This is a genomic window from Pseudomonas sp. AC255 (assembly GCF_979258175.1).
The window spans coordinates 2,777,624-2,797,334 of record NZ_OZ409841.1 but is presented as its reverse complement, the minus strand read 5'-3'; the positions used below and the strand labels follow the sequence as shown (position 1 = coordinate 2,797,334).

21 protein-coding genes and 1 pseudogene are annotated in these 19,711 nt (G+C 58.2%); 17 read left to right on the top strand and 5 right to left on the bottom strand.

Annotation, left to right across the window (positions count from 1 at the left end):
• Window positions 1-168: 168 nt before the first annotated feature.
• Window positions 169-1,128, bottom strand: coding sequence for an EamA family transporter (locus tag ACZZ0K_RS12720; RefSeq protein WP_463559124.1), 960 nt, complete (start codon window positions 1,126-1,128; stop codon window positions 169-171).
• Window positions 1,129-1,296: 168 nt separating this feature from the next.
• Window positions 1,297-2,223 (bottom strand): LysR family transcriptional regulator, encoded by a 927-nt coding sequence (locus ACZZ0K_RS12715; RefSeq protein ID WP_463559123.1) that lies wholly within the window; start codon window positions 2,221-2,223, stop codon window positions 1,297-1,299.
• Between the two features lie 112 nt (window positions 2,224-2,335).
• Here ACZZ0K_RS12715 and ACZZ0K_RS12710 point away from each other — a divergent pair, with 112 nt between their 5' ends.
• From ACZZ0K_RS12710 to ACZZ0K_RS12665, 10 genes and pseudogenes are all read left to right on the top strand, one after another.
• On the top strand, window positions 2,336-3,088 hold the full coding sequence (locus tag ACZZ0K_RS12710; protein WP_236169174.1) for a 3-oxoacyl-ACP reductase family protein: 753 nt from the start codon (window positions 2,336-2,338) through the stop codon (window positions 3,086-3,088).
• Between the two features lie 7 nt (window positions 3,089-3,095).
• Window positions 3,096-3,692, top strand: coding sequence for an NADPH-dependent F420 reductase (locus tag ACZZ0K_RS12705; protein WP_252883880.1), 597 nt, complete (start codon window positions 3,096-3,098; stop codon window positions 3,690-3,692).
• A gap of 49 nt (window positions 3,693-3,741) precedes the next feature.
• Complete coding sequence (locus ACZZ0K_RS12700; protein ID WP_258707973.1) at window positions 3,742-4,137, top strand: nuclear transport factor 2 family protein; 396 nt, start codon at window positions 3,742-3,744, stop codon at window positions 4,135-4,137.
• A gap of 199 nt (window positions 4,138-4,336) precedes the next feature.
• Window positions 4,337-5,098, top strand: coding sequence for a hypothetical protein (locus ACZZ0K_RS12695; RefSeq protein ID WP_258707974.1), 762 nt, complete (start codon window positions 4,337-4,339; stop codon window positions 5,096-5,098).
• A gap of 189 nt (window positions 5,099-5,287) precedes the next feature.
• The gene (locus ACZZ0K_RS12690; RefSeq protein WP_236169177.1) at window positions 5,288-5,728 is read left to right on the top strand and encodes a hypothetical protein; all 441 of its coding nucleotides are present in this window, start codon (window positions 5,288-5,290) and stop codon (window positions 5,726-5,728) included.
• A 389-nt stretch (window positions 5,729-6,117) separates the two neighbouring features.
• Entirely contained in the window at window positions 6,118-6,948 is an 831-nt protein-coding gene (locus ACZZ0K_RS12685; protein ID WP_258707975.1) for a hypothetical protein, read from the top strand.
• A gap of 196 nt (window positions 6,949-7,144) precedes the next feature.
• A pseudogene (locus ACZZ0K_RS12680) lies at window positions 7,145-7,446 on the top strand (ArsR/SmtB family transcription factor).
• A gap of 63 nt (window positions 7,447-7,509) precedes the next feature.
• Window positions 7,510-8,484: a zinc-dependent alcohol dehydrogenase family protein gene (locus tag ACZZ0K_RS12675; protein WP_258707976.1), complete on the top strand. Its 975-nt coding sequence runs from the start codon at window positions 7,510-7,512 to the stop codon at window positions 8,482-8,484.
• A 28-nt stretch (window positions 8,485-8,512) separates the two neighbouring features.
• Complete coding sequence (locus ACZZ0K_RS12670; protein WP_071171908.1) at window positions 8,513-8,854, top strand: antibiotic biosynthesis monooxygenase family protein; 342 nt, start codon at window positions 8,513-8,515, stop codon at window positions 8,852-8,854.
• Window positions 8,855-9,018: 164 nt separating this feature from the next.
• On the top strand, window positions 9,019-9,720 hold the full coding sequence (locus ACZZ0K_RS12665; protein WP_258707977.1) for a DUF695 domain-containing protein: 702 nt from the start codon (window positions 9,019-9,021) through the stop codon (window positions 9,718-9,720).
• Window positions 9,721-9,915: 195 nt separating this feature from the next.
• Here ACZZ0K_RS12665 and ACZZ0K_RS12660 read toward each other — a convergent pair whose 3' ends face one another.
• Entirely contained in the window at window positions 9,916-11,772 is a 1,857-nt protein-coding gene (locus ACZZ0K_RS12660; protein WP_236169182.1) for an ABC transporter ATP-binding protein, read from the bottom strand.
• A 298-nt stretch (window positions 11,773-12,070) separates the two neighbouring features.
• Here ACZZ0K_RS12660 and ACZZ0K_RS12655 point away from each other — a divergent pair, with 298 nt between their 5' ends.
• From ACZZ0K_RS12655 to ACZZ0K_RS12645, 3 genes are read left to right on the top strand one after another with little or no spacing between them, the layout of a single operon-like run.
• On the top strand, window positions 12,071-12,721 hold the full coding sequence (locus tag ACZZ0K_RS12655) for a hypothetical protein (RefSeq protein ID WP_258707978.1): 651 nt from the start codon (window positions 12,071-12,073) through the stop codon (window positions 12,719-12,721).
• Window positions 12,721-13,149: a phage holin family protein gene (locus ACZZ0K_RS12650; protein ID WP_052392217.1), complete on the top strand. Its 429-nt coding sequence runs from the start codon at window positions 12,721-12,723 to the stop codon at window positions 13,147-13,149. The genes ACZZ0K_RS12655 and ACZZ0K_RS12650 overlap by 1 nt, the downstream gene beginning before the upstream one ends.
• Window positions 13,146-13,958, top strand: coding sequence for a DUF3618 domain-containing protein (locus ACZZ0K_RS12645; RefSeq protein ID WP_258707979.1), 813 nt, complete (start codon window positions 13,146-13,148; stop codon window positions 13,956-13,958). The genes ACZZ0K_RS12650 and ACZZ0K_RS12645 overlap by 4 nt, the downstream gene beginning before the upstream one ends.
• Window positions 13,959-14,460: 502 nt before the next feature.
• On the opposite strand, the gene ACZZ0K_RS12640 is transcribed toward ACZZ0K_RS12645, so the two are convergent.
• Window positions 14,461-15,354, bottom strand: coding sequence for a LysR family transcriptional regulator (locus tag ACZZ0K_RS12640; protein WP_258707980.1), 894 nt, complete (start codon window positions 15,352-15,354; stop codon window positions 14,461-14,463).
• A gap of 131 nt (window positions 15,355-15,485) precedes the next feature.
• Here ACZZ0K_RS12640 and ACZZ0K_RS12635 point away from each other — a divergent pair, with 131 nt between their 5' ends.
• Window positions 15,486-16,697, top strand: a complete 1,212-nt coding sequence (locus ACZZ0K_RS12635; protein ID WP_374046336.1) for an MFS transporter — start codon at window positions 15,486-15,488, stop codon at window positions 16,695-16,697.
• A gap of 1 nt (window position 16,698) precedes the next feature.
• Here ACZZ0K_RS12635 and ACZZ0K_RS12630 read toward each other — a convergent pair whose 3' ends face one another.
• Window positions 16,699-16,857 carry a DUF2986 domain-containing protein gene (locus tag ACZZ0K_RS12630; RefSeq protein WP_081932631.1) on the bottom strand — a complete coding sequence of 53 codons (159 nt, stop codon included), beginning with the start codon at window positions 16,855-16,857 and terminating at the stop codon, window positions 16,699-16,701.
• A 125-nt stretch (window positions 16,858-16,982) separates the two neighbouring features.
• On the opposite strand from ACZZ0K_RS12630, the gene ACZZ0K_RS12625 reads away from it, so the two are divergent.
• The 3 genes from ACZZ0K_RS12625 to ACZZ0K_RS12615 all read left to right on the top strand — a co-directional run bounded on the left by ACZZ0K_RS12625 (window position 16,983) and on the right by ACZZ0K_RS12615 (window position 19,525).
• Window positions 16,983-17,474: an anti-virulence regulator CigR family protein gene (locus ACZZ0K_RS12625; protein WP_056784860.1), complete on the top strand. Its 492-nt coding sequence runs from the start codon at window positions 16,983-16,985 to the stop codon at window positions 17,472-17,474.
• Between the two features lie 153 nt (window positions 17,475-17,627).
• The gene (locus ACZZ0K_RS12620; protein WP_258707981.1) at window positions 17,628-18,602 is read left to right on the top strand and encodes a quinone oxidoreductase family protein; all 975 of its coding nucleotides are present in this window, start codon (window positions 17,628-17,630) and stop codon (window positions 18,600-18,602) included.
• Window positions 18,599-19,525: a LysR family transcriptional regulator gene (locus tag ACZZ0K_RS12615; RefSeq protein WP_258707982.1), complete on the top strand. Its 927-nt coding sequence runs from the start codon at window positions 18,599-18,601 to the stop codon at window positions 19,523-19,525. Before ACZZ0K_RS12620 ends, ACZZ0K_RS12615 begins: the two co-directional genes overlap by 4 nt.
• The last annotated feature ends 186 nt before the right edge of the window (window positions 19,526-19,711 follow it).

Genomic DNA, 19,711 nt, shown 5'->3' with positions numbered 1-19,711 from the left:
CGGAATTCTTACGAACGGAGCTGGAGGTAACTGCGATTTATCTCTACAAGGGTGAAATAGGAAGCTATGTCCAGGTAGACCTCGAGAGCCTGCAATTCTGCTGATCCGGTATCGAGCCGGGGGCGATAAGCAGGACTCGCCAACCAAGAGTCCCGCCACCACACCCCCTCAAACCTCAGCCTTCACCCCAACCGTCACCGCCGCTTTGCGATACGTCAGCAAAACAATCCCGCTCACTACAATTACTCCACCCACGATCTGCCCTCTGCTGAGCATTTGGTCCAGCACAATCCAGCCCATCAACAACGTCGCCAGTGGTTCGATATTCATCACCGGGGCGTTGCGTGGCATGTCCAGTCGGGGCACGGAAATGAACAACACAATGAAGCCGGTCCCATAGAGTACGACAAGCGTGGCAAGGGCCAGCCAGCCGGTTGAGGTGGCGGGGAGGTTGAGTCCGCCGGGGAGGGCGCCGGTCAGGCCGGCCAGGTTGACGCTGCTGAAGACGATGAAGATGGTCAGCAGGCTGCGCACCGAGCCGCGCACTTGCGACAGTTTGTGGTCGGTGATCCACAGCGCGCAGGCGAAGACGCTGGCGGCGCAGAAGGCGAGTGCGACGCCCAGTAGCCATTCCGGGCCGACGCTGGCGCTGTCTGACAGACGTCCGGGGACGTCCAGTACGAACACCAATCCCACGAGAATCAAGCCCATCAAGATCGCGGTGCGCGCGCTTGGTCGTGGGCCGCCCAGCGCCCAGGTCAGCAAGGCGAGCAGGATCGGAAACACGTTGGCCACCAGCAGCGCCAAAGCGACCGGGACCCGCGCGACAGCGGAGTACAGACATAGGCTCTGCGCAGTGATCAACAGCCCCAACAGTAACTGCCAACGCCACGCGCCCGCCGGCAGACGCAGACTTTGCCGCTGCCACAGGACGAGAATGGCCAGAACCAGCAGGGTCCCGCCGGAGCGCATCAGGATCGCCAGCAACACGCCCGCGCCATCATCAAACGCCACCCGCGCCGCGACATGATTGCCGGCGAACGCACAACCCATGCACAAGAGAATGATCACGGCGAGATAACGGGGGAAGGGCGGCGGTACGGTTGGCGCAAACTCAGGACGGGACATGGCAGATCTCAAAAATGATAGCCACTCGGGGTGGCTCAGGTTTTTATTATGTTGTCGTACAACTGCCCGATTTGTACCGTAATCGAGCAGGCGCGGCAAGCTCGAAAGGCTTGAAAAGCCGCTTAGGCGTGATGCTGTTTGAGTTTCAGAGATCGTATAACTTGCTTGCTAGGCACGAGCATCAAGTCGAGTTGCCCACCCATCCTCACGAGCCTGACCGACCAGAAAATCCACAAAAGCCCGGGTTTTTGCTGGCAATAGTTTCTGGCTGGAAAAGTAAAAATAGATTTGCCCTGCATCGACATACCAATCGGGCAAAACCCTTTCCAGCGTACCGTCCTGCAGATAAGGCAAAACATCCGGAACTGCCAACAGCGCAACCCCCAACCCCAGTCGCGCGCACTGACACAGCGCTTGCGGATCGTTGACCAACAGGCGCGGCGCCAACTCCAGTGGTGCTCGTTGCCCGTCGGGGCCTTGCAACATCCAGCTGCGCACCTTGCCGGTCTGCACCGAGCGCATGGCCAGGTGATTCAGCGTCGACAGCTCTTCAATGCGCTGGACGCGCGGGCGCCCCGACAGATACTCCCGCGAGGCCACCAGAATCAGATGCGCCGGGGCGATGGCTCTGGCGACCACACCTTGCGCGAGTTCGATGCCGCCGCCGATAGCCGCATCAAAGCCGTCCGCGATGAGATCGACCTGGCGATTGTCGACGTGCCATTCGGGCGTTATCGAAGGGTAACGTTTGAGAAATTCCGGCATCAGCGGCAGCAGGAAATCCCTGGCAAAACCCGGTGCCGCACTTAGACGCAGGGTGCCGGAAGGCTCTCCGGCATTGCCCGCCACATCGGCAATCGCCGCTTGAACACTTTCCAATCCCGAACCGACATTGGCCAGAAAGCGTTCTCCCGCTTCGGTCAGCGTCAGTTTGCGCGTGCTGCGCTGAAACAAGCGTACGCCGAGGTTGGCCTCCAGTTGCGCGACATTGCGGCTGACCGCCGCGGGTGTCAGGCCCAGGCGCCGCGCCGCTGCAGAGAAGCTTCCCGCCTCGGCGCTGCGCACGAATGAGAGCAAATTGCCTAACGTTTCCATCTGCGCACCTTCAACTAATGATTGAAAGTGATTCTAGTTGGCTTCCACTACTGGTGGAAGATCAAAAGGCGTCTCATAGCCTCATCAACTTCAACCACCCAGAGGCTCGACCATGAACACATCCACGCTTCCACTGACCGGTAAAATCGCCATCGTTACCGGTGGCTCACGCAGCATCGGCGCAGCCATCGCCAAACGGCTCGCGGCAGATGGCGCAACCGTCGCTATCACCTACAACGCATCGCCAGATCGCGCCGCAGCGGTCGTGCAGGAAATCGTTGCGGCGGGCGGCCAGGCTGTGGCGCTGGCGGCCGATGCGGGCAATCCCGAGGCTGTACGTGCAGCGATTGCCGAGGTTGCACAGCGTTTTGGCAAGATCGACATTCTGGTCAACAACGCTGGTATCAGCCTGCTCGGTGCCCCGGAGGACATCGTCTTTGAGGACTTTCAACGCATCCTTGCGGTGAACGTGACCGGCGTCTTCGTAGCCACTCAGCAAGCGCTCAAACACATGGGGCAGGGCGGCCGCATCATTCACATCGGCAGCTCGATGGTGCAATACGCTGCGTTCGCTACCGCCTCCGTCTACACCCTGAGCAAAGGTGCGCTGACCGGTTTCAGTCGTGGACTGGTGCGCGATCTGGGGCCGCGCGGCATCACTGTGAACACCGTCCATCCTGGCCCGACCGACAGCGACATGAACCCGGCCGACGGGCCTATTGCGGACTTCCTACGCCCGAACATCGCCATGGGGCGGTACGGAGAGGGCAAGGATGTCGCCAGTGCGGTGGCGTACCTGGCCAGTGCAGAGGCAGGGTTTGTCACCGGCGCAGAATTAATCGTCGACGGCGGCTTCACAGCGTAAGGAGAGCATCATGACTATCAGCATCATTGGTACTGGCTCCATCGGCACCGCCATCGCTCGGTTGCTCGTCAACGCAGGCCTGCCGGTCAGTCTGGCCAACAGCCGTGGGCCGCAGAGCCTTGCCGCTTTGGTCGACGAATTGGGTCCACTCGCACAAGCGGTGACCGCTCAGCAAGCCAGCCAGGCAGACATCGTTTTTCTGGCGGTGAACTGGTCGAAAATCCCCGACGCGGTAAGCGATCTCGGGCCTTGGGATGGACGTATCGTGATCGATGCCAACAACCCGATCGAGGCACCACTGTTCAAACCGTTCGATCTGGGCGGCCAGCCGTCTTCGCAAGTGGTGGCGCAGATGCTGCCCGGTGCGCACGTGGTCAAGGCCTTCAACCATTTGCTCGCGGCTCTGCTGAGCGATCCCTCCGCCGAGGGCGGCAAGCGTGTGCTGTTTTATTCCGGTGAAGATGCCGCGAGCAAAACCAAGGTTGCAGAGCTGATTGATCAATTGGGTTTTTACGGCATCGATCTCGGCGGTGTGCAGCAGGGAATGCTTGCGCAGTTTCCGGGCGGACCGCTGCCAGCCTTGAACCTGGTCAAACATGGTTAATCGCTGAGCCCGGGCAACCGGGCTTCACACACAAATCGAGGAATCAAAAATGGCTGGCTCAGATTCGCGAAATACTGATGAAGTTGAAAACTACGACGCCTTGCTACGGGCCAATCTGCAGCGGGTGTTCAACCAACGCGATGCACAAAGGCGCTTGGCGGCGGTGCAGGAGCTTTTTGCAGACGCACCGACGATGTATGAACCGGCTGGCATCGTCACCGGGCAAGCGGCGATTTCGGCAGTGGCCGGTGCGTTGCTGGATCAGTTCGGGCCGGACTTCGTTTTTGTTCCGGAGGGGCCGGCGGTTGGGCATCATGGCTTGGGTTACCTGCGCTGGCATGCGGGCCCGGGCGATGGGCCAACTGTTGTCAGCGGTGTCGACGTGGCGGAAATCAGCGAAGGGAAAATCGTGCGGTTGTGGGTATTGCTGGATGCCTCAAACTGATGAACGTGAATGTTACGCAGAATCGCTAGCGAGCAGAGGCGCGGCTGTTCTTCACTGATGTCGTTCGCATTTCGCTTTTTTAGATGCTGATACGTAATCACTTGCTTGGCAGAGCGCCGCGCGCATGGGTTTACTGTATAGCGGCTTAATGCCATTATTGTGGGCTATTGGAACGTCTTCACCAATCAAGGAGGAACAAATGGACCAAAAAGATGAAAGCTCATCACGATTCTGGGAGTTCTACGCTCTTAGGTATAGCGTAGGCGCCGTTTTAGGCGGGTTGATTCTGTTTTTGCTCGTTCAACAAAGTCAACCCATTTCAAGTCTTGTGTTCGTTAAAGCTGGAGAACCCATCGATCTCATTCAGGTCGGAATTTTCCTGGCGGCTGGGTTGGTTTTCTCTTATGTGGCGAGTGCACCTATTTTAGTTCTCCACGCTGGCCGGTTCCTTATTCAGCGCTCCACACTCCGATTGCAACGCCCTAGCAAGTCGGTGGTGTGGTTTTTGGGATTGACCTCGATCATTCCAGTTGCATTTCTCTCATTGAGTGCAATGAGTGCCCTGCTGAGAATTTGGTTTGCTGTCGTGATTTTTCTGGCAGTGGCTGTGGTTTTGGCGCAGTTCTTTATAATAGTCAAATGTCTTTTGCGAAGCTCAGACCTGTACGCCTTTTATGAAAAACTGGCGGACAAGCGATCGAGCGCGAAAGGGGGTATCGTGGACTCATATAGACATCTGCGGGAGCATGGTAACGCGTTTGGAATTCTGTTCTTTCAAGTCGTTTTGGGGTTATTTTTGTTCGCTGCAACTATGTTTTCATCATATTCAAACTCTTTTCAGAGCCAAAGTCCGCTGGAAGTTGCTGTGGTTCTGGTCCTTGTCGTGCTCACTTGGATCCTGCCTGCGGCGTTGGTGTGGTTGATTGCATGCATGATTGAAAAGGAGTTTGTCGAGTCCTGATATTTACTCGATAACGATTTGATCGAAGGGCGGATATTTCATCAGTCCGCTCCCGATTTTATATGCGTTTGGATTTTGATATTTGACGTTATTTCCCAGCTCGTCAAACTAGCAAAAGGACTGATGGTAATCGGTGGTCATCGAGTTCTATTCTTTGAGAGAATGGCTGGCTATTTTTAAGGAGGATTCATGTTCTTTGGTCTTGGTCGTAAACCGTTGTTGGATTTCCTGCGCAATCTCACGCCGCAAATAATTATGCTGACAATCGCATTAGTGGCTGGTAGTAAATTAGATCTTGGAAAGTTCGATCTCAGCCTCGCTGGTTTAAAGCGGACGCTACCGTTTGCGATGTGCATGTTGGTTTTCTTTATATCGCTTATTGCGAACTTGTCGACTTTTCTCGAAGAGTCGCTCGAGGAGTTCAAAGGTAACAAAGCAAGCGCTATGGTTGCTACGGAAGACATGCGTGGTGCCAAGCGGATTTGGGCATTGCTAGTCAATGCCTGGTCAAACCATAAGCTTGCGGTTTTTAGAATGGTCTTGGTCATGACCGTTGCGGAGGCGGCGATAAGCGTGGTCTTCATCATGAGTATTCAAAGTGCGGTATTAAGTCCGTTTCTGCACGGATAATTCAAACTGGAAAGTGCATCCGGCGATTTCCGAGTGGCAATCATTGCTGATTGATCTCACGGCGCCGGAAATTGCCCTGAAACCGCACCAAAGCCCGGGCCTTCGCCGGTAACAGTTTCTGACTGGAGAAAATACAAAAAATCTGCCCGCCTCCGACATTCCAATCCTGCAAAGCCCTTTCCAGGATGCGTTCCTGCAGGTAAAGCGGCGCATGCGGAACCGCCAGTAGCGCAACCCCCAACCCCAACCGCTGCTGAAAAACAACCGCTCTAGGTAATGGCTCAAGGCCGCGCGGCCATGTTGTAATGGTTATCTACTGAGGGAAGCTTAAAACCCCAATACGCTTTTAACGAATTTCCTACCACGTTCATGACTGCAGAGATTTTCCATTGCTAAAACAGATTTTGGCACACGCAAAGTTACCGAAAAATAAAACCTTCATCTCAATGCTAAAGGCAGTAATGGCGTTTCTCTCATTGGGTACGGTTCATTACATTGGGTTTCTTATAGAGGTGCCGTTTGAGATAGTATCAGTAGCCTCGCTGAGGTTTGTTACGAGCTTTGTAGCGACATTCACCTTCTATGTGATGTTTTGCTATATGGTTACTAAGGTTTTTTCCTTTGCAATTTCTCAGTTCTACTATTCTGCACTCGCTCCTCTAGCAGCGTTAACAATCGCGGCAAGTAAACGATTTCCCAAATGGTTAGCTAAACCTGCCAAAAAAATGCACAGAGAAACCAATATTGCAGAAAAGCTGATTTACTGGGTCTTCTTTTTTCTGATATTCACTGTCATGTTCAATTTTGCATATCTGGATTTTGATTTTTCAACTGTCGGCCAACTAACATGGATGGGTGTCATTGGTGTGGTTATAGCGTCTATATTGAAGTCCGGTATACTTATTCGCCCTAAAACCCAGATTCAACGAATCCTTGATAAAAAAAGAATCGCTCTTAGAAGGTCGCTAATGCGTGACTACAGTTATTTGCTCGCTGGATCAGTTGTGGCAATTTCTTTTTATACAGGAATGCTGCGATTTGAAAAAATGATGACTGAAGACTTGGTTAATTTCGAGAGCGAGAGATTTCGAGGGCAGGTTCATGTGCTTTTGAACGTAAATGACACATACCTGTTGGTCGAAACCGGTTTCAAAAAGCGAATTTTCATATTTCTTACAGAGTCAATGATGATGCGACTTCCAACCGATCATGGTAAATAGTGCCTCATTGGCCCTAACGCTAACGGCCTCTTAATTTACTAGCGAACCGCATTGGTCTCGACTGGTAAGGCAGCGCGCTTCCCATGTCCTGAATAGAGTAGTCACTGCTGATGGCTGGTGGTGTGACTGCTCGCTATTATCTGGACGCTTTGCACGCGGGCATTGACATATCGAATAATCTCGATATCCTCGGCGCATGGAACTGATCGAAATCTTCAAAGCCCTCTCGAACCCGACGCGCCTCAAGATCCTTGAAGGCCTGAAGGATCCCGTGAAGAACTTCCCCCGCAGGATGAGGGTGACGTTCTCGTCGAGGGTGTCTGCGTCAGCAGCATCCAGGAAGGTATCGGCCTGTCGCAGTCGACGGTGTCGAGTTACCTGGCCACGTTGCAGCGGGTGGGGCTGGTTGAAGTGCGACGCGTCGGTCAATGGACCTACTACAAACGCAATGAGGCTGCTATCAGCGCGCTTGCAGAGATCATAGGGAAAGAGCTGTAAATTTTTTTACTCTAGGATATCGAGAATTCTCGATATCCCTCTTTATCGATACGAGGTTTTGCCATGAAAGCGATGATTCTGAAATCCTTCGGCGGTCCTGATTCGTTCGAACTCAGCGAAGTGCCCAAACCGGTTCCGCAAGCGGGCCAAGTGCTGGTCCGAGTGCACGCTACTTCCATCAATCCGCTGGATTATCAGGTTCGGCGCGGTGACTATCCCGACCTGGTGCCGCTGCCAGCCATTACCGGTCACGACGTGTCGGGCGTGGTTGAAGCCATCGGGCCGGGCGTCAGCGCTTTCGCGCCGGGCGACGAGGTCTGGTACACGCCGCAGATATTCGACGGGCAGGGCAGTTATGCCGAGTACCACGTCGCAGCCGAAAGCATCATCGCCAGGAAGCCTGCTTCTCTGAGCCACCTCGAGGCGGCCAGTCTGAGTCTGGTCGGCGGTACGGTTTGGGAAGCGCTGACCGTGCGCGCCGTGCTCCGCGTAGGCGAAAGCATTCTGATCCACGGCGGCGCGGGCGGGGTCGGCCATGTGGCGATTCAGGTGGCCAAAGCCATGGGCGCCAGAGTCTTTACGACCGTGCGCGAGGCCAACGCCGATTTCGTCCGCAGCCTGGGTGCTGACGTGGTGATCGATTACACCCAAGAGGACTACGTCGAAGCGATCATGCGCGAAACCGCTGGCCACGGCGTCGACGTGGTGTTCGATACCATCGGCGGCGATACCCTGTCTCGCAGCGCCGACGTGCTCGCTCAGCTTGGCCGCGTGGTCTCGATCGTCGACATCGCGCAGCCACAAAACCTCTTCCAGGCCTGGGGCAAGAATGCCAGCTACCACTTCGTTTTCACCCGCCAGAATCGCGGCAAGCTCGATGAATTGAGCGCGTTGGTCGAGCGCGGCCAGTTGCGGCCACATGTGGGCGCCGTCTATTCGCTCGCCGACATCCCGCTCGCCCACGCAAGACTCGAGAGCGGCAACAACGGTCTGCTGGGAAAAATCGCCATCGCCGTCGAGCCTTCGCTCATCGTCTGAATCCGCTCACTGATTTTGGAGAAACATCATGGTTTATGAAATCGCAGTCCTGCCCGTTCACCCGCAACAGACTGAAGCCTTTCGACGGGCATTTGCCGAAGTCGAACCGTTGCTCACCCGCGCCAAGGGATACGGCGGCCACTTGCTGGCGCAAGGTATTGAAATCCCCGAGCAGTTCAATTTGATCGTGCGCTGGCAATCGCTTGAGGATCATTCGCCGGGGTTTGAAGAGAGTGACGACCATCAGCGCTTCATGCTGGGGCTGGAGGATTATTTTTCCGCAGAACCGAAGGTCTACCACATTGAGGGTGGTGCTTTTCCGGGTGGCGATTTTGGCGTACCGGGCAACGGTTCCAGCGTAGGCATCTGAGGGAGTATGTGGCTGTTCGTCACAAGCGGCTGTGGCTGGTCGAGCACTGCTTGTGATGAATTGCCACTTTAATTCCTCTCTGGCCTGTTCATGGGGCAGGGGTGGCAGGCAAAATGCGCCGTTTTCCATATGTCTCGTACTGCTGCTCATCCAAGGAAGGCCACTTGAAAGTCATTCCCCACGCTTCCCTGCGCCCTGAAATCTGGCCAGCCGTTGTTTTATTGGTGCTGGCAAGCCTGATCACGTCCGGCTGCACGCGCTCCCATTCTCCAAAACCGGTGGAGCGCGATCCTTGTCTGGATTCCGGTCCAGCGCATACAACGGCCTACAACAAATGCGTGAGCGAGCGGGAAGAGCGCCAAGCTGAAGCGCTCAGAATACTGCTCAGTGATGATCCTGCTGACAATCCGCAACGGCAAGTGGCCGTGACAGGCGACAGCGATTTCCAACCGTCTGATTTTCCTGACGACCCAATGCCAGCGAGTTTTCGCATGCCTTCCGACCTGAATCTCAAGGATACCCAGGCGTTTCCTTACAAGGCTCGCATCAGCTGGAAATACGTGTCGGATCGCTTCCTGCCGAGTTCAAAGGAATCCGCGCGGATGATGCAGGTGGACCGCCAGATTAAGGCGGCCGTAACGGCGGATGAGTTCGCAAAGTGGGGGTGCACGGTCACCGGCGGAAAGCGTCAGGTGTGGGTTTTCTACACCCTGGACGACGCGGCCTTTGTCAGCCGTGTGCAGGCAGCTCTGGCGCAGACCGGGCCTTATCCGATTGAATTCAGCAGCCGTAAACAGGCAGATGTCAGTGCTGAGGTGCCGAACACCGAGCAAACTCGACTGACGCCCAAGCGATGCCTGGAGTGAAGACTCTCAACGGATAACCTCTTGAAACGGACTTCTCTCATCGCAAGGAGTCCGTAGCCGTAGTCGCTTCAGAGGCGTTCGTTGCGGGCGCAGAGGCCATCTCCTGCCGCGGATTACAGCCATGCGCCCGCCAGATGTCCTTCTCGAGAACCTCGAGCCGATCCTGTTGCCCGGGGCCCCGGCCCTCCAGCCTGATCACTCCTCCATCACCTCAACCAAACCCCGATCCTCACCGAGGAAGCCGCCGCTCTGGTGCTGCCACAGCCGCGCATAGGTGCCGTTCTTCTCCAGCAATTGCGCGTGGGTGCCTTGTTCGATGATGCGGCCTTCGTCCATGACGATCAGCCGGTCCATCGCTGCAATGGTCGACAAGCGATGAGCAATGGCGATCACGGTTTTGCCCTGCATCATTTCATCGAGGCTTTCCTGGATCGCGACTTCAACCTCGGAATCCAGTGCGCTGGTGGCTTCGTCGAGCAGCAGGATCGGCGCGTTTTTCAGCATCACCCGAGCGATGGCGATGCGTTGGCGCTGCCCGCCGGAGAGCTTGATACCGCGTTCGCCGACCAGCGTGTCGTAACCGCTGTGGCCCTGCTTGTCGCTCAACTGGCTGATAAAACCATCGGCCTGTGCGTTCACTGCCGCGCGATGGATGTCTTCGTCGGTGGCGTCCGGGCGTCCGTAGGCAATGTTGTCGCGGATCGAGCGGTGCAGCAGTGACGTGTCCTGGGTGACCATGCCGATCACGCTGCGCAGGCTGTCCTGGGTGACCTCGGCGATGTTCTGCCCATCGATGCGGATCTCGCCGCGATCAACGTCGTAGAAGCGCAGCAGCAGGTTGATCAGCGTCGATTTACCTGCACCGGAGCGGCCGACCAGGCCGATCTTTTCGCCGGGGCGAATGTGCAGGGTCAAGCCGTCGAGCACCTGGCGTTCGCCGTTGTAGTTGAAGCTGACATTGTCGAAAACCACTTCGCCACCGGCAGGCTCAAGCACCTTGGCATCCGGCGCGTCCTGGACTTTCGGGCCGCTGGTCAGGGTGGCCATGCCGTCCTGCACGGTGCCGATGTTTTCGAACAGCGACGTCATCTGCCACATGATCCAGTGCGACATGCCGTTGATGCGCAACGCCATGGCGGTGATCGCCGCAACAGCGCCGGTGCCGACTTCGCCCTGATGCCACAGCCACAGCGCGTAACCGCCGGCACCGATAATCAACGCGACCACCAGCGCCTGATTGACGATCTCGAACTGGCTGACCAGACGCATCTGGCGGAACCCGGTGAGCTTGAAATCTTCCATCGCCGCACGGGCAAAATGCGCTTCACGCTTGGAGTGCGAGAACAGTTTGACCGTGGTGATGTTGGTGTAGGCATCGGCAATCCGCCCGGTCATCGACGAGCGCGCATCGGCCTGTTCCTGGCCGACCTTGCCCAGACGCGGCACGAAATACACCATCGCCAGCCCGAACAAAACGATCCACGCCAGGAACGGCAGCATCAACTTCAACGCAAAGCCACCGGCCAGCGCAATGATCGCGATGAAGTACACGCCGATGCCGGGGAGAATTTCGATCAGGGTGAACAACACCTCGCGCACCGACAACGCAGTCTGCATGACCTTGGTCGTGACCCGGCCGGAGAACTCGTCGGAGAAGAACGACAGACTTTGCCGCAGCATCAACCGGTGAAAGTCCCAGCGCAGGCGCAGCGGCAGATTGATCGCGAGGATCTGGTGCTGGACCATCGTGCGTAGCGCCACCAGCCCGATGCTGACTACCAGCACAATGCCGATGCCCCACAACACGCGGCTTTCCTCGTCACCAGCAGCGCCGCCAGATTGCCAGGTCGAGAGCAGATCCACCACTTGCCCGAGGAACGAAAACAGCCATGCCTCGTAGATCGACACGCTGGCGCTGAGCAGGGCGAAGGCCAGGATGTAACCGCGCGCGCCCCGGGTGCAGGCCCACAGAAATCGCATCAGGCCGACTGGCGGTGGCGGCGCCTCGTCGGGCGGGAAGGGGTCGAGCCTTTCTTCAAACAGGCGAAGCATTGCGGTCTCCGAAGTGATCAGGGTGTGGGGATTCTGCCATCTATCGGCGGCGTTGAGGGTTTCACTGCCATCATCTGGATGAACCCCCGTGCCTTGTCTTGACCGCAGACCGGCGCAGAAGCTCAACACAATCCTGCCAAGCGCAACCTTTCGTCGCTGATCCAGACCTGATGCTGCACGCTCATCAACCTCTTTGAACTCTCGCGCAAGCTGCTCCGTCATCTCCTATGTGGGGGCTCGAGGCAATGTTGCCGTGTAGCTCCGTTTTTACGTTTTCAGTGAGAAGGCGAGGGGCGACATGAATACTTCAGACAGCAGGTCAGGGTATGAATCAGGTGATCCCAACGGCAAGCCTGAGCAAAGTTTTGATCATTTGAAGGACAACGTCAGCGAAGCACTGGGCGGTGCGCGGCAGCAGGCCGATGCGCAATTCGGCCAGTATCGCGACACGGCGGCCGAGCAGATCGAAGCCTTGGCGCAAGGGGCGAAAAGCTTTGTCTCGGAACTGCAGGACAAGGACACGCTGGGTATGTCCGACTACCTGACCGACATGGCGGACTCCATGACCGGGCTGGCAGGCAATCTGCGTGGCAAGAGTGCCGAGCAGTTGCTGCATGATGCGGCGGATCTGGCGCGCAGCAATCCGGGATTGTTCATCGCCGGCAGCATTGCCATCGGTTTCGGCCTGTCGCGGTTTCTCAAAGCAGGCACCTCTGCAGCAGCGACGGTCAGTGCCGAACACGATCCGGCGGCGGGCTCCACCTCGACGCCACCGCCAGCCGATTACGGCGCGCAGCGACCCTATGAATCGTCAGTGCCGCCATCGGCCCACGCCAATCCGGGACTGGCCACCGGCATCACCCCGACCTCGCCCAGTGACAGCGATCACCCCTCTGATTTTGCCGCGGCTTCCGTACCGCACGCACCCGACGCCAAAGGAGAACTGTGATGAACAGAGATGAATCTGATCTGAGCGGGGCAAGGCCCCTCGGCCAAACGGATGACGCCTCCGTGGTCGGCCTGTTGCGACAACTGTCCCGCGAGGTACCGGCCTTGTTCACCAAGGAACTGGCACTGGCAAAAGCCGAACTGCACAACAGCCTCAGCACGCTGAAGGCGGGCATCGCTGCGGTGGCCGGCGGCGCGATCGTGTTCCTCGCCGGCTTCATCATTCTGTTGATGTCGGCTGTGTACGGCCTGAGCATGTTCATGGCGCCATGGTTGGCCGCGCTGATCGTCGGCGTGGTGGTGATGATCATCGGCTTCGCCATGCTGCAATCCGGGAAAAAGCAATTCGAGCCATCTCACTTCAAACCTGATCGCACCCTCGACGCCTTGAACAAGGATCAGGAAGCGCTGCGGAGGAAAGTCTCATGAAAAGCGAACTGGATATCGAAGCGGAAAAAAGCCCGGAGCAGATCGAGCGCGAAATCGATGCGCAGCGCGCCAGCATCGGCAACATCGTCGATCAACTGGAGAGCAAGTTCACCCCCGGGCAGATGATCGATCAGGCCTGGGGGATGATGCAGAGCAACGGCTCGACGTTCTTCACCAATCTCGGCACCAGCGTGCGCAATAATCCGGTGCCAGCGGTGCTGACTTCCGTGGGGCTGCTCTGGTTGATGATCAGCCAGAATCGCCCACCCGTGCCGCAGCCGACCTATCGCAGCGGGCCGGATCAGGACAAGGCCGGCGAGTGGGCCGATGGTTTGGCCGACGGCATCGACAGTGCGCGCGCGCATTTGCATTCGACCACTGACTCGCTGAAGGACGGCTACCACTCGCTGAAAGGCAAGGCCAGCCACCTCGGGGAAAACGTCGGTGCGGCGAAGGAAAATCTGAGCCATGCGATGCATGACGCCAGTGATCGACTGTCGCGTAATTCGCAAGTGCTTGGCCAGCAGTTCAGTCACCTGCTCAAGGAGCAACCGCTGATGGTGGCTGCCGCTGGGGTCGCTTTGGGTGCCTTGCTCGGCGCGGCGTTGCCGACCACGTCCACTGAACAGCGCTACATGGGCCGCACCAGCGCTGGCATGGTCGACAAAGCCAAGCAAAAAGCTCAGGAAGGTTATGAAGTCGTGCGTGACACGGTGACCCGAACCACTGAACAAACCGAAGTCGAGACCAAACCGGATCCGGCGCGGCCGTCTTCTTCGGATCTGTCGCAGGGTCTGGGTACATCCTGACGGGGAGAGATAAGGGAGGTCTTTAATGGGCCTCCCTTCGTCGTTGTGCGGCGGTGATTCGGTTTGCCGCTGTGGTGAGCCAGCCTGTGAAAACGTAGCCTTGACCCGGATCATTGTGGGAGCGAGCCTGCTCGCGAAAACGGTGTGTCATTCAATGAGGATGTATCTGATCTGGCGACTTCGCGAGCAGGCTCGCTCCCACGGGGATTTTGGTTGCGCTGAAGATTTTGGCCTTGCCCCGGACCATTGTGGGAGCGAGCTTGCTCGCGAAAGCGGTGTGTCATTCAATGTGGATGTATCTGATCTGGCGCCTTCGCGAGCAGGCTCGCTCCCACAGGGATTTTGGTTGCGCTGAAGATTTTGGCCTTGCCCCGGACCATTGTGGGAGCGAGCCTGCTCGCGAAAGCGCTGGGTCAGGCGATGATGAGGTTGAATGTGCCGACGCCTTCGCGGGCAAGCCCGCTCCCACAGGGATTTGGCTTGGATTGAAGAGTTGCGTTTGTCAGCGGTTGTATTTCAGTGCTTCGACAAACGCTGCAAACGCTGCCGAGCCTTGGCGCCGGTTCGGGTAGTACAGGTGATAGCCCTGAAACGTCGGGCACCACTCTTCCAGCACTTCTACCAGTCGCCCGTCGGCCAGATACGGCGCGACCAATTGCTCGGGCACGTACGCCACGCCGATGCCATCCACGGCGGCATTGAGCACGTGCATGATGCTGTTGAACACCAACTGCCCGTCGACCTTCACGCTGAAATCCTGACCCTTGTGCGCAAACTCCCAGGCGTAAATCGCGCCGGCCGGTTGATGGCGGATGTTGATGCAGGTGTGCTCCGTCAACTGATGTGGCGTGGCGGGTTTCGGGTGGCGAGCGAAGTAACCCGGCGAGGCCACCACGGCCAGGCGCCAGTCCGGGCCGATGCGCACGGCGATCATGTCTTTGCTGATCGACTCACCGAGACGGATACCAGCATCGAAGCGTTCCTTGACCACATTGGTGAAACCATAATCGACGTAAAACTCCAAGGTGATGTCCGGATAGTCCTGCAAAAACTTTGTAAGCATCGGCCGAATGCACAACTCGATCTGATCGTCCGTGCAGGAAATCCGGATCGTGCCGCTGGGCTTGTCGCGCAATTCGCCAAGGGCTTCGAGCTCGGCGCTGATCTGCTCGAACAGCGGCGCAATCGAATGCATCAAGCGCTCGCCAGCCTCGGTCGGCGAGACATTGCGCGTCGTACGAGCCAGCAAGCGGATACCCAGACGCTGCTCCAGCGCGCGGACCGTATGACTCAACGCAGAGGGCGTGACGCCGAGGCGAGCAGCGGCTTTGGTGAAGCTTTGATCCTGGGCCACCGCCAGAAAGGCCTGCAGGTCATTGACTTTGGCGTTGCTCATTGCTGAATTTTTCTCAAAAGTACATGAAGATTGCCACTACTAATCAAGTTAAGCCCGATCCGTCAAGCTTTGCAGCCTGAGTAGCGGGGCAGAAGTGCCTCGACCATTTGTTCTTCCAAACAGGTTTTTGCATGACGGCCCAAGCAATCGACAACCCGACAAACCAGCCCATGGGCGTGTCCACTGCCGGCGAGCAACCGGCGTACTGGAGCGGCGTGTTCGCCATGACCCTGTGTGTCTTCGCGCTGATCGCCTCCGAGTTCATGCCGGTCAGTCTGCTCACGCCCATGGCCACGGACTTGCACATCAGCGAAGGCCTGGCCGGCTACGGCATCGCCATCTCCGGCGCGTTCGCGGTGCTGACCAGCCTGACGATCACCAGGCTTGTCGGTTCGATGGATCGCAAGCGCCTGTTGCTGCTGTTGACGGCGCTGATGTGTGCGTCCGGGCTGGTGGTGGGCCTGGCGCCAAACTACACGGTTTACATGATCGGTCGCGCATTGATCGGCGTGGTGATTGGCGGCTTCTGGTCGATGTCGGCAGCGTTGGCCATGCGTCTGGTGCCCTCCGCCAGCGTGCCCAAGGCATTGGCAATTTTTAACGGCGGCAATGCTTTGGCTACGGTGGTCGCGGCGCCGCTGGGCAGTTATCTCGGCAGTGTGATTGGCTGGCGCGGGGCGTTTTTCTGCCTGATACCGGTGGCGTTGATTGCGCTGCTCTGGCAATGGATCAGCTTGCCCGCGCTCCCCGCCGCGCCACGCAAAGCCAGCGCAGCCAACGGCTTTGCGTTGTTCAAAAGCCGCCGGGTGGCGTTGGGCATGCTCGGCGCCGGCCTGTTCTTCATGGGCCAGTTTGTGCTGTTCACTTATCTGCGACCGTTTCTGGAAACCGTGACCCGGGTCGATGTTTCGGTGCTGTCGATGATTCTGCTGGTCATTGGTGTAGCCGGGTTCATCGGCACCGTGGTCATCGGTTCGGTGTTGAAGAAGGGGCTGTATCGCGTGGTGATCACCATCCCGCTGTTGATGGCGATGATCGCAGTGGCGCTCATTGGGCTGGGCAGTTCAGTGGTGGCGGCGTTCGTGTTGCTGGGCGTGTGGGGATTGATCGCGACCGCCGCGCCGGTGGGCTGGTGGTCGTGGCTGGCGCGCACGCTGCCCGACGATGCCGAAGCGGGCGGTGGGCTGATGGTGGCGGTGGTGCAGTTGTCGATCGCTTCGGGGTCGACCGTCGGTGGTCTGCTGTTCGACGGCAGTGGCTATCGGCTGACCTTCTTCGCCAGCGCGGCATTGCTGGTGCTGGCGGCGCTGATGACGTGGCTGACGTCGCGGCAGAAAGCCTGACTCAGCTCTCGGTATTTTCCACTGAAGCCTGCGCGGCTTCGGCTTCCAGCTTCAGGCGATCAGCCTTGCAGATGTATTTGGGCTTTTTCGGCGCCAGTTTGGCGTTGGCCTTTTTGGCTTTTTCCTTGAACAACTGCTGCAGCTTCTTTTGACGATTCATGTTTTTTCGATCGCGGGTGGAGAGGGTGGGAATCCTGACGCAAGGCCGAGTGGTCAGCAAGGAGAAATCCACTAAGCTGAGCACATTCCCCCCAACTCAAGCCCCCCAAACCGAAGGAATCGCACATGAGAAAAGCTCGCAGATTGATTGTCGCGCTGTCTTGCCTCGCGCTTGTAGTCGGCAGCACGACGGCACTGGCCGACCCCGGCAATGGCAAGGGCCAGGGCGGCCAGGGCAACGGCAAGGGCAAACCGCAGAACATGCAGGATCATGGTAAACAGGGTGGGGGCGGTCAGGGCAATGGCAATAAAGGCCAGCAACACTCTGGCAATGGCGGCGGTGCTCCGAGCATTGATCGCGGCAATATTCTCGGCATCGTCGACGGCTATCGCGGCGAATACTGGAATCCGGGGCCAGCGCTGCCGCCTGGCGTTCAGAAGAATTTGGCGCGGGGCAAACCGCTGCCACCAGGCATCGCCAAGAAGCTGGACGGGCGTCTGCTCGGCCATTTGCCTCATTACGACGGCTACGAATGGCAACAGGTTGGCACCGACCTGATCCTCGTCGCGCTGGCTACCGGGCTGATCTACGAGGTGCTCAACGGCGCGTTCGATTGATTCTGCAAAGAGGAGTGGCAGCACCTGCCGCTCCTTTTTTATTCATGCATAGCTGCATCAGATGCAGCAATGAACTGCATTCAGGTTGGGTTGTTCGTTGAATGCTGAGCTTTCAGACTGAGCTCAACGGCTAACGAATGAATGGAGATGACCATGGCCAATGCAATCCGCTTCACCGCAACGGGCGCACCGGATGTCCTGCAATTGCACACTGTCAGCGAGCAAACGCCTAGGCCTGGCGAGGTCTGGCTGGAGCAAGCGGCGGTGGGCGTTAATTACCTCGATGTCAGCCAGCGCAAAGGTGCAGTGCCGGTGGCGTTGCCTTCGGGGTTGGGTCTGGAAGGCGCGGGTCGGGTGGCGGCGGTCGGTGCCGGTGTGAGCAATGTCCGCGTCGGTGATCGGGTCGCTTACGCCACCGGGCCCCTGGGCGGTTACGCCTCGGCGCGGCTGTTTCCGGCAGAGCGTCTGGTGAAGATCCCCGATGAGTTGTCGTTCGAAGATGCGGCGGCGGTGTTGTTCAAAGGCATCACCGCGCAGTATCTGCTGAAGGCGACTTATCCGGTCGGGCCGGGCACGACGATGCTGCTTTACGGTGTCGCGGGAGGTCTGGGGGAAATCATGGTGCCATGGGCCAAACACCTTGGCGCAACGGTGATCGGTGTGGTGTCGAAGCAGGCCAGTGTCGACAAGGCTCGCGCGTCCGGTTGTGACGAAGTGTTGGTGTTCGATGCCGAAACCCTCGCCGCCGATGTGTTGCGTATCACCGAGGGGCGCAAGGTCGACGTGGTGTATGACCCGATTGGTCGGGTGTCTTTTCAGGCCTCGCTGGACAGCTTGCGCCCACGCGGATTGATGGTCTCGTTCGGCGCGCAGACCGGCGCGCCGGCAGCGGTGGAAATAGCCACGCTGAACGCCAAGGGCTCGCTGTTCCTGACCCGTCCATCGCTGGCCGCGCACACTGCCACGACAGCCGAATATCAGGAGCGCGCGCAAGACGTGCTGGCTGCGGTGGCCGCCGGTATCATCACCCCGCAAATTCGCGCGCGGTATTCATTGGCCGACGCGGCACAAGCGCATGCCGATCTTGAATCGGGGCGATCATCAGGGGCGATCATTCTAAAACCATGAATCTGGATGTTCTGAGCAACCCGCACAGCGATGAAATCGCTGCTTTCCTGGCCGTCGCCGCGCAAGGCTCGTTTGTCGCGGCGGGGCGTTTGTTGCAGCGTCATCCGACCATCGTTTCCAAGCGCCTCGCGGCGATGGAGAAGCGACTGGGCGTGCGGTTGGTGGAACGCTCGACGCGACACGTGCGTATCACCGAGGCCGGCCTGCAACTTGAACAACGCTTGCGCGCGGCCGTCGAGTTGATGAACGAAGCGCAGCAGAAAGCGGTGCAGGGCGCCAGCGAAGTGCGCGGCACGTTGCGTCTGGCTTTGCCGGCGGCGATGGGGCGCTTGTGGCTGGGACCGTTGCTGCCGGAATTTCTCAAGGCTCATCCGCATGTTTCGGTAATCGCCGATTACAGCGAAGGCCTGGTCGACATCATCGAGCAGGGCTTCGACGCGGCTATCCGCATCGGCGAGCTGGACGATAATCGGCTGATCGCGAAAAAGCTCAGCGACCATCGACGGATTCTCTGCGCATCGCCGGCCTACATCGAGGCCCACGGCATGCCGCAAACCCCACAGGATCTGCAGCAGCACAATTGCCTGCGCTTCAGTGGGCTGGCGTCGTTCCCGCTGTGGCGCCTGCATCGCGGCAACGAGGTGCAGACCATCACGCCCCACGGCAACCTGACCGCCAGCGACAGCGAATCCCTGCTCGCCGCCGCCCGCGCCGACGCCGGCATACTCGGTGCCGGCGACTGGCTGATGAGCCGCGATCTGGCGGCAGGTCGGTTGATTCGTGTGTTGCCCGACTGGCATCTGGATTCGGCGGGCGGCGCTTATCTGGTCAGGCCGTCATCGCGGTTTCCAGCGGCGGCGGTGGTGGCGTTCAAGGAGTGGATTGAAGGGAAATTCGATCCGGCGCCACCTTGGGCGGTTTGATCACAACCTGCATCAAGACCGACACTGACCCTGTGGGAGCGAGCCTGCTCGCGAAAGCGCAGTGTCAGTCATAGTTGATGTGGCTGACCTGACGCCTTCGCGAGCAGGCTCGCTCCCACAGGTTTCGTGGCTTGTTCAGGAATTGCCGAACATACGTATATCCAATGTGGGAGCGAGGGCCAGTTT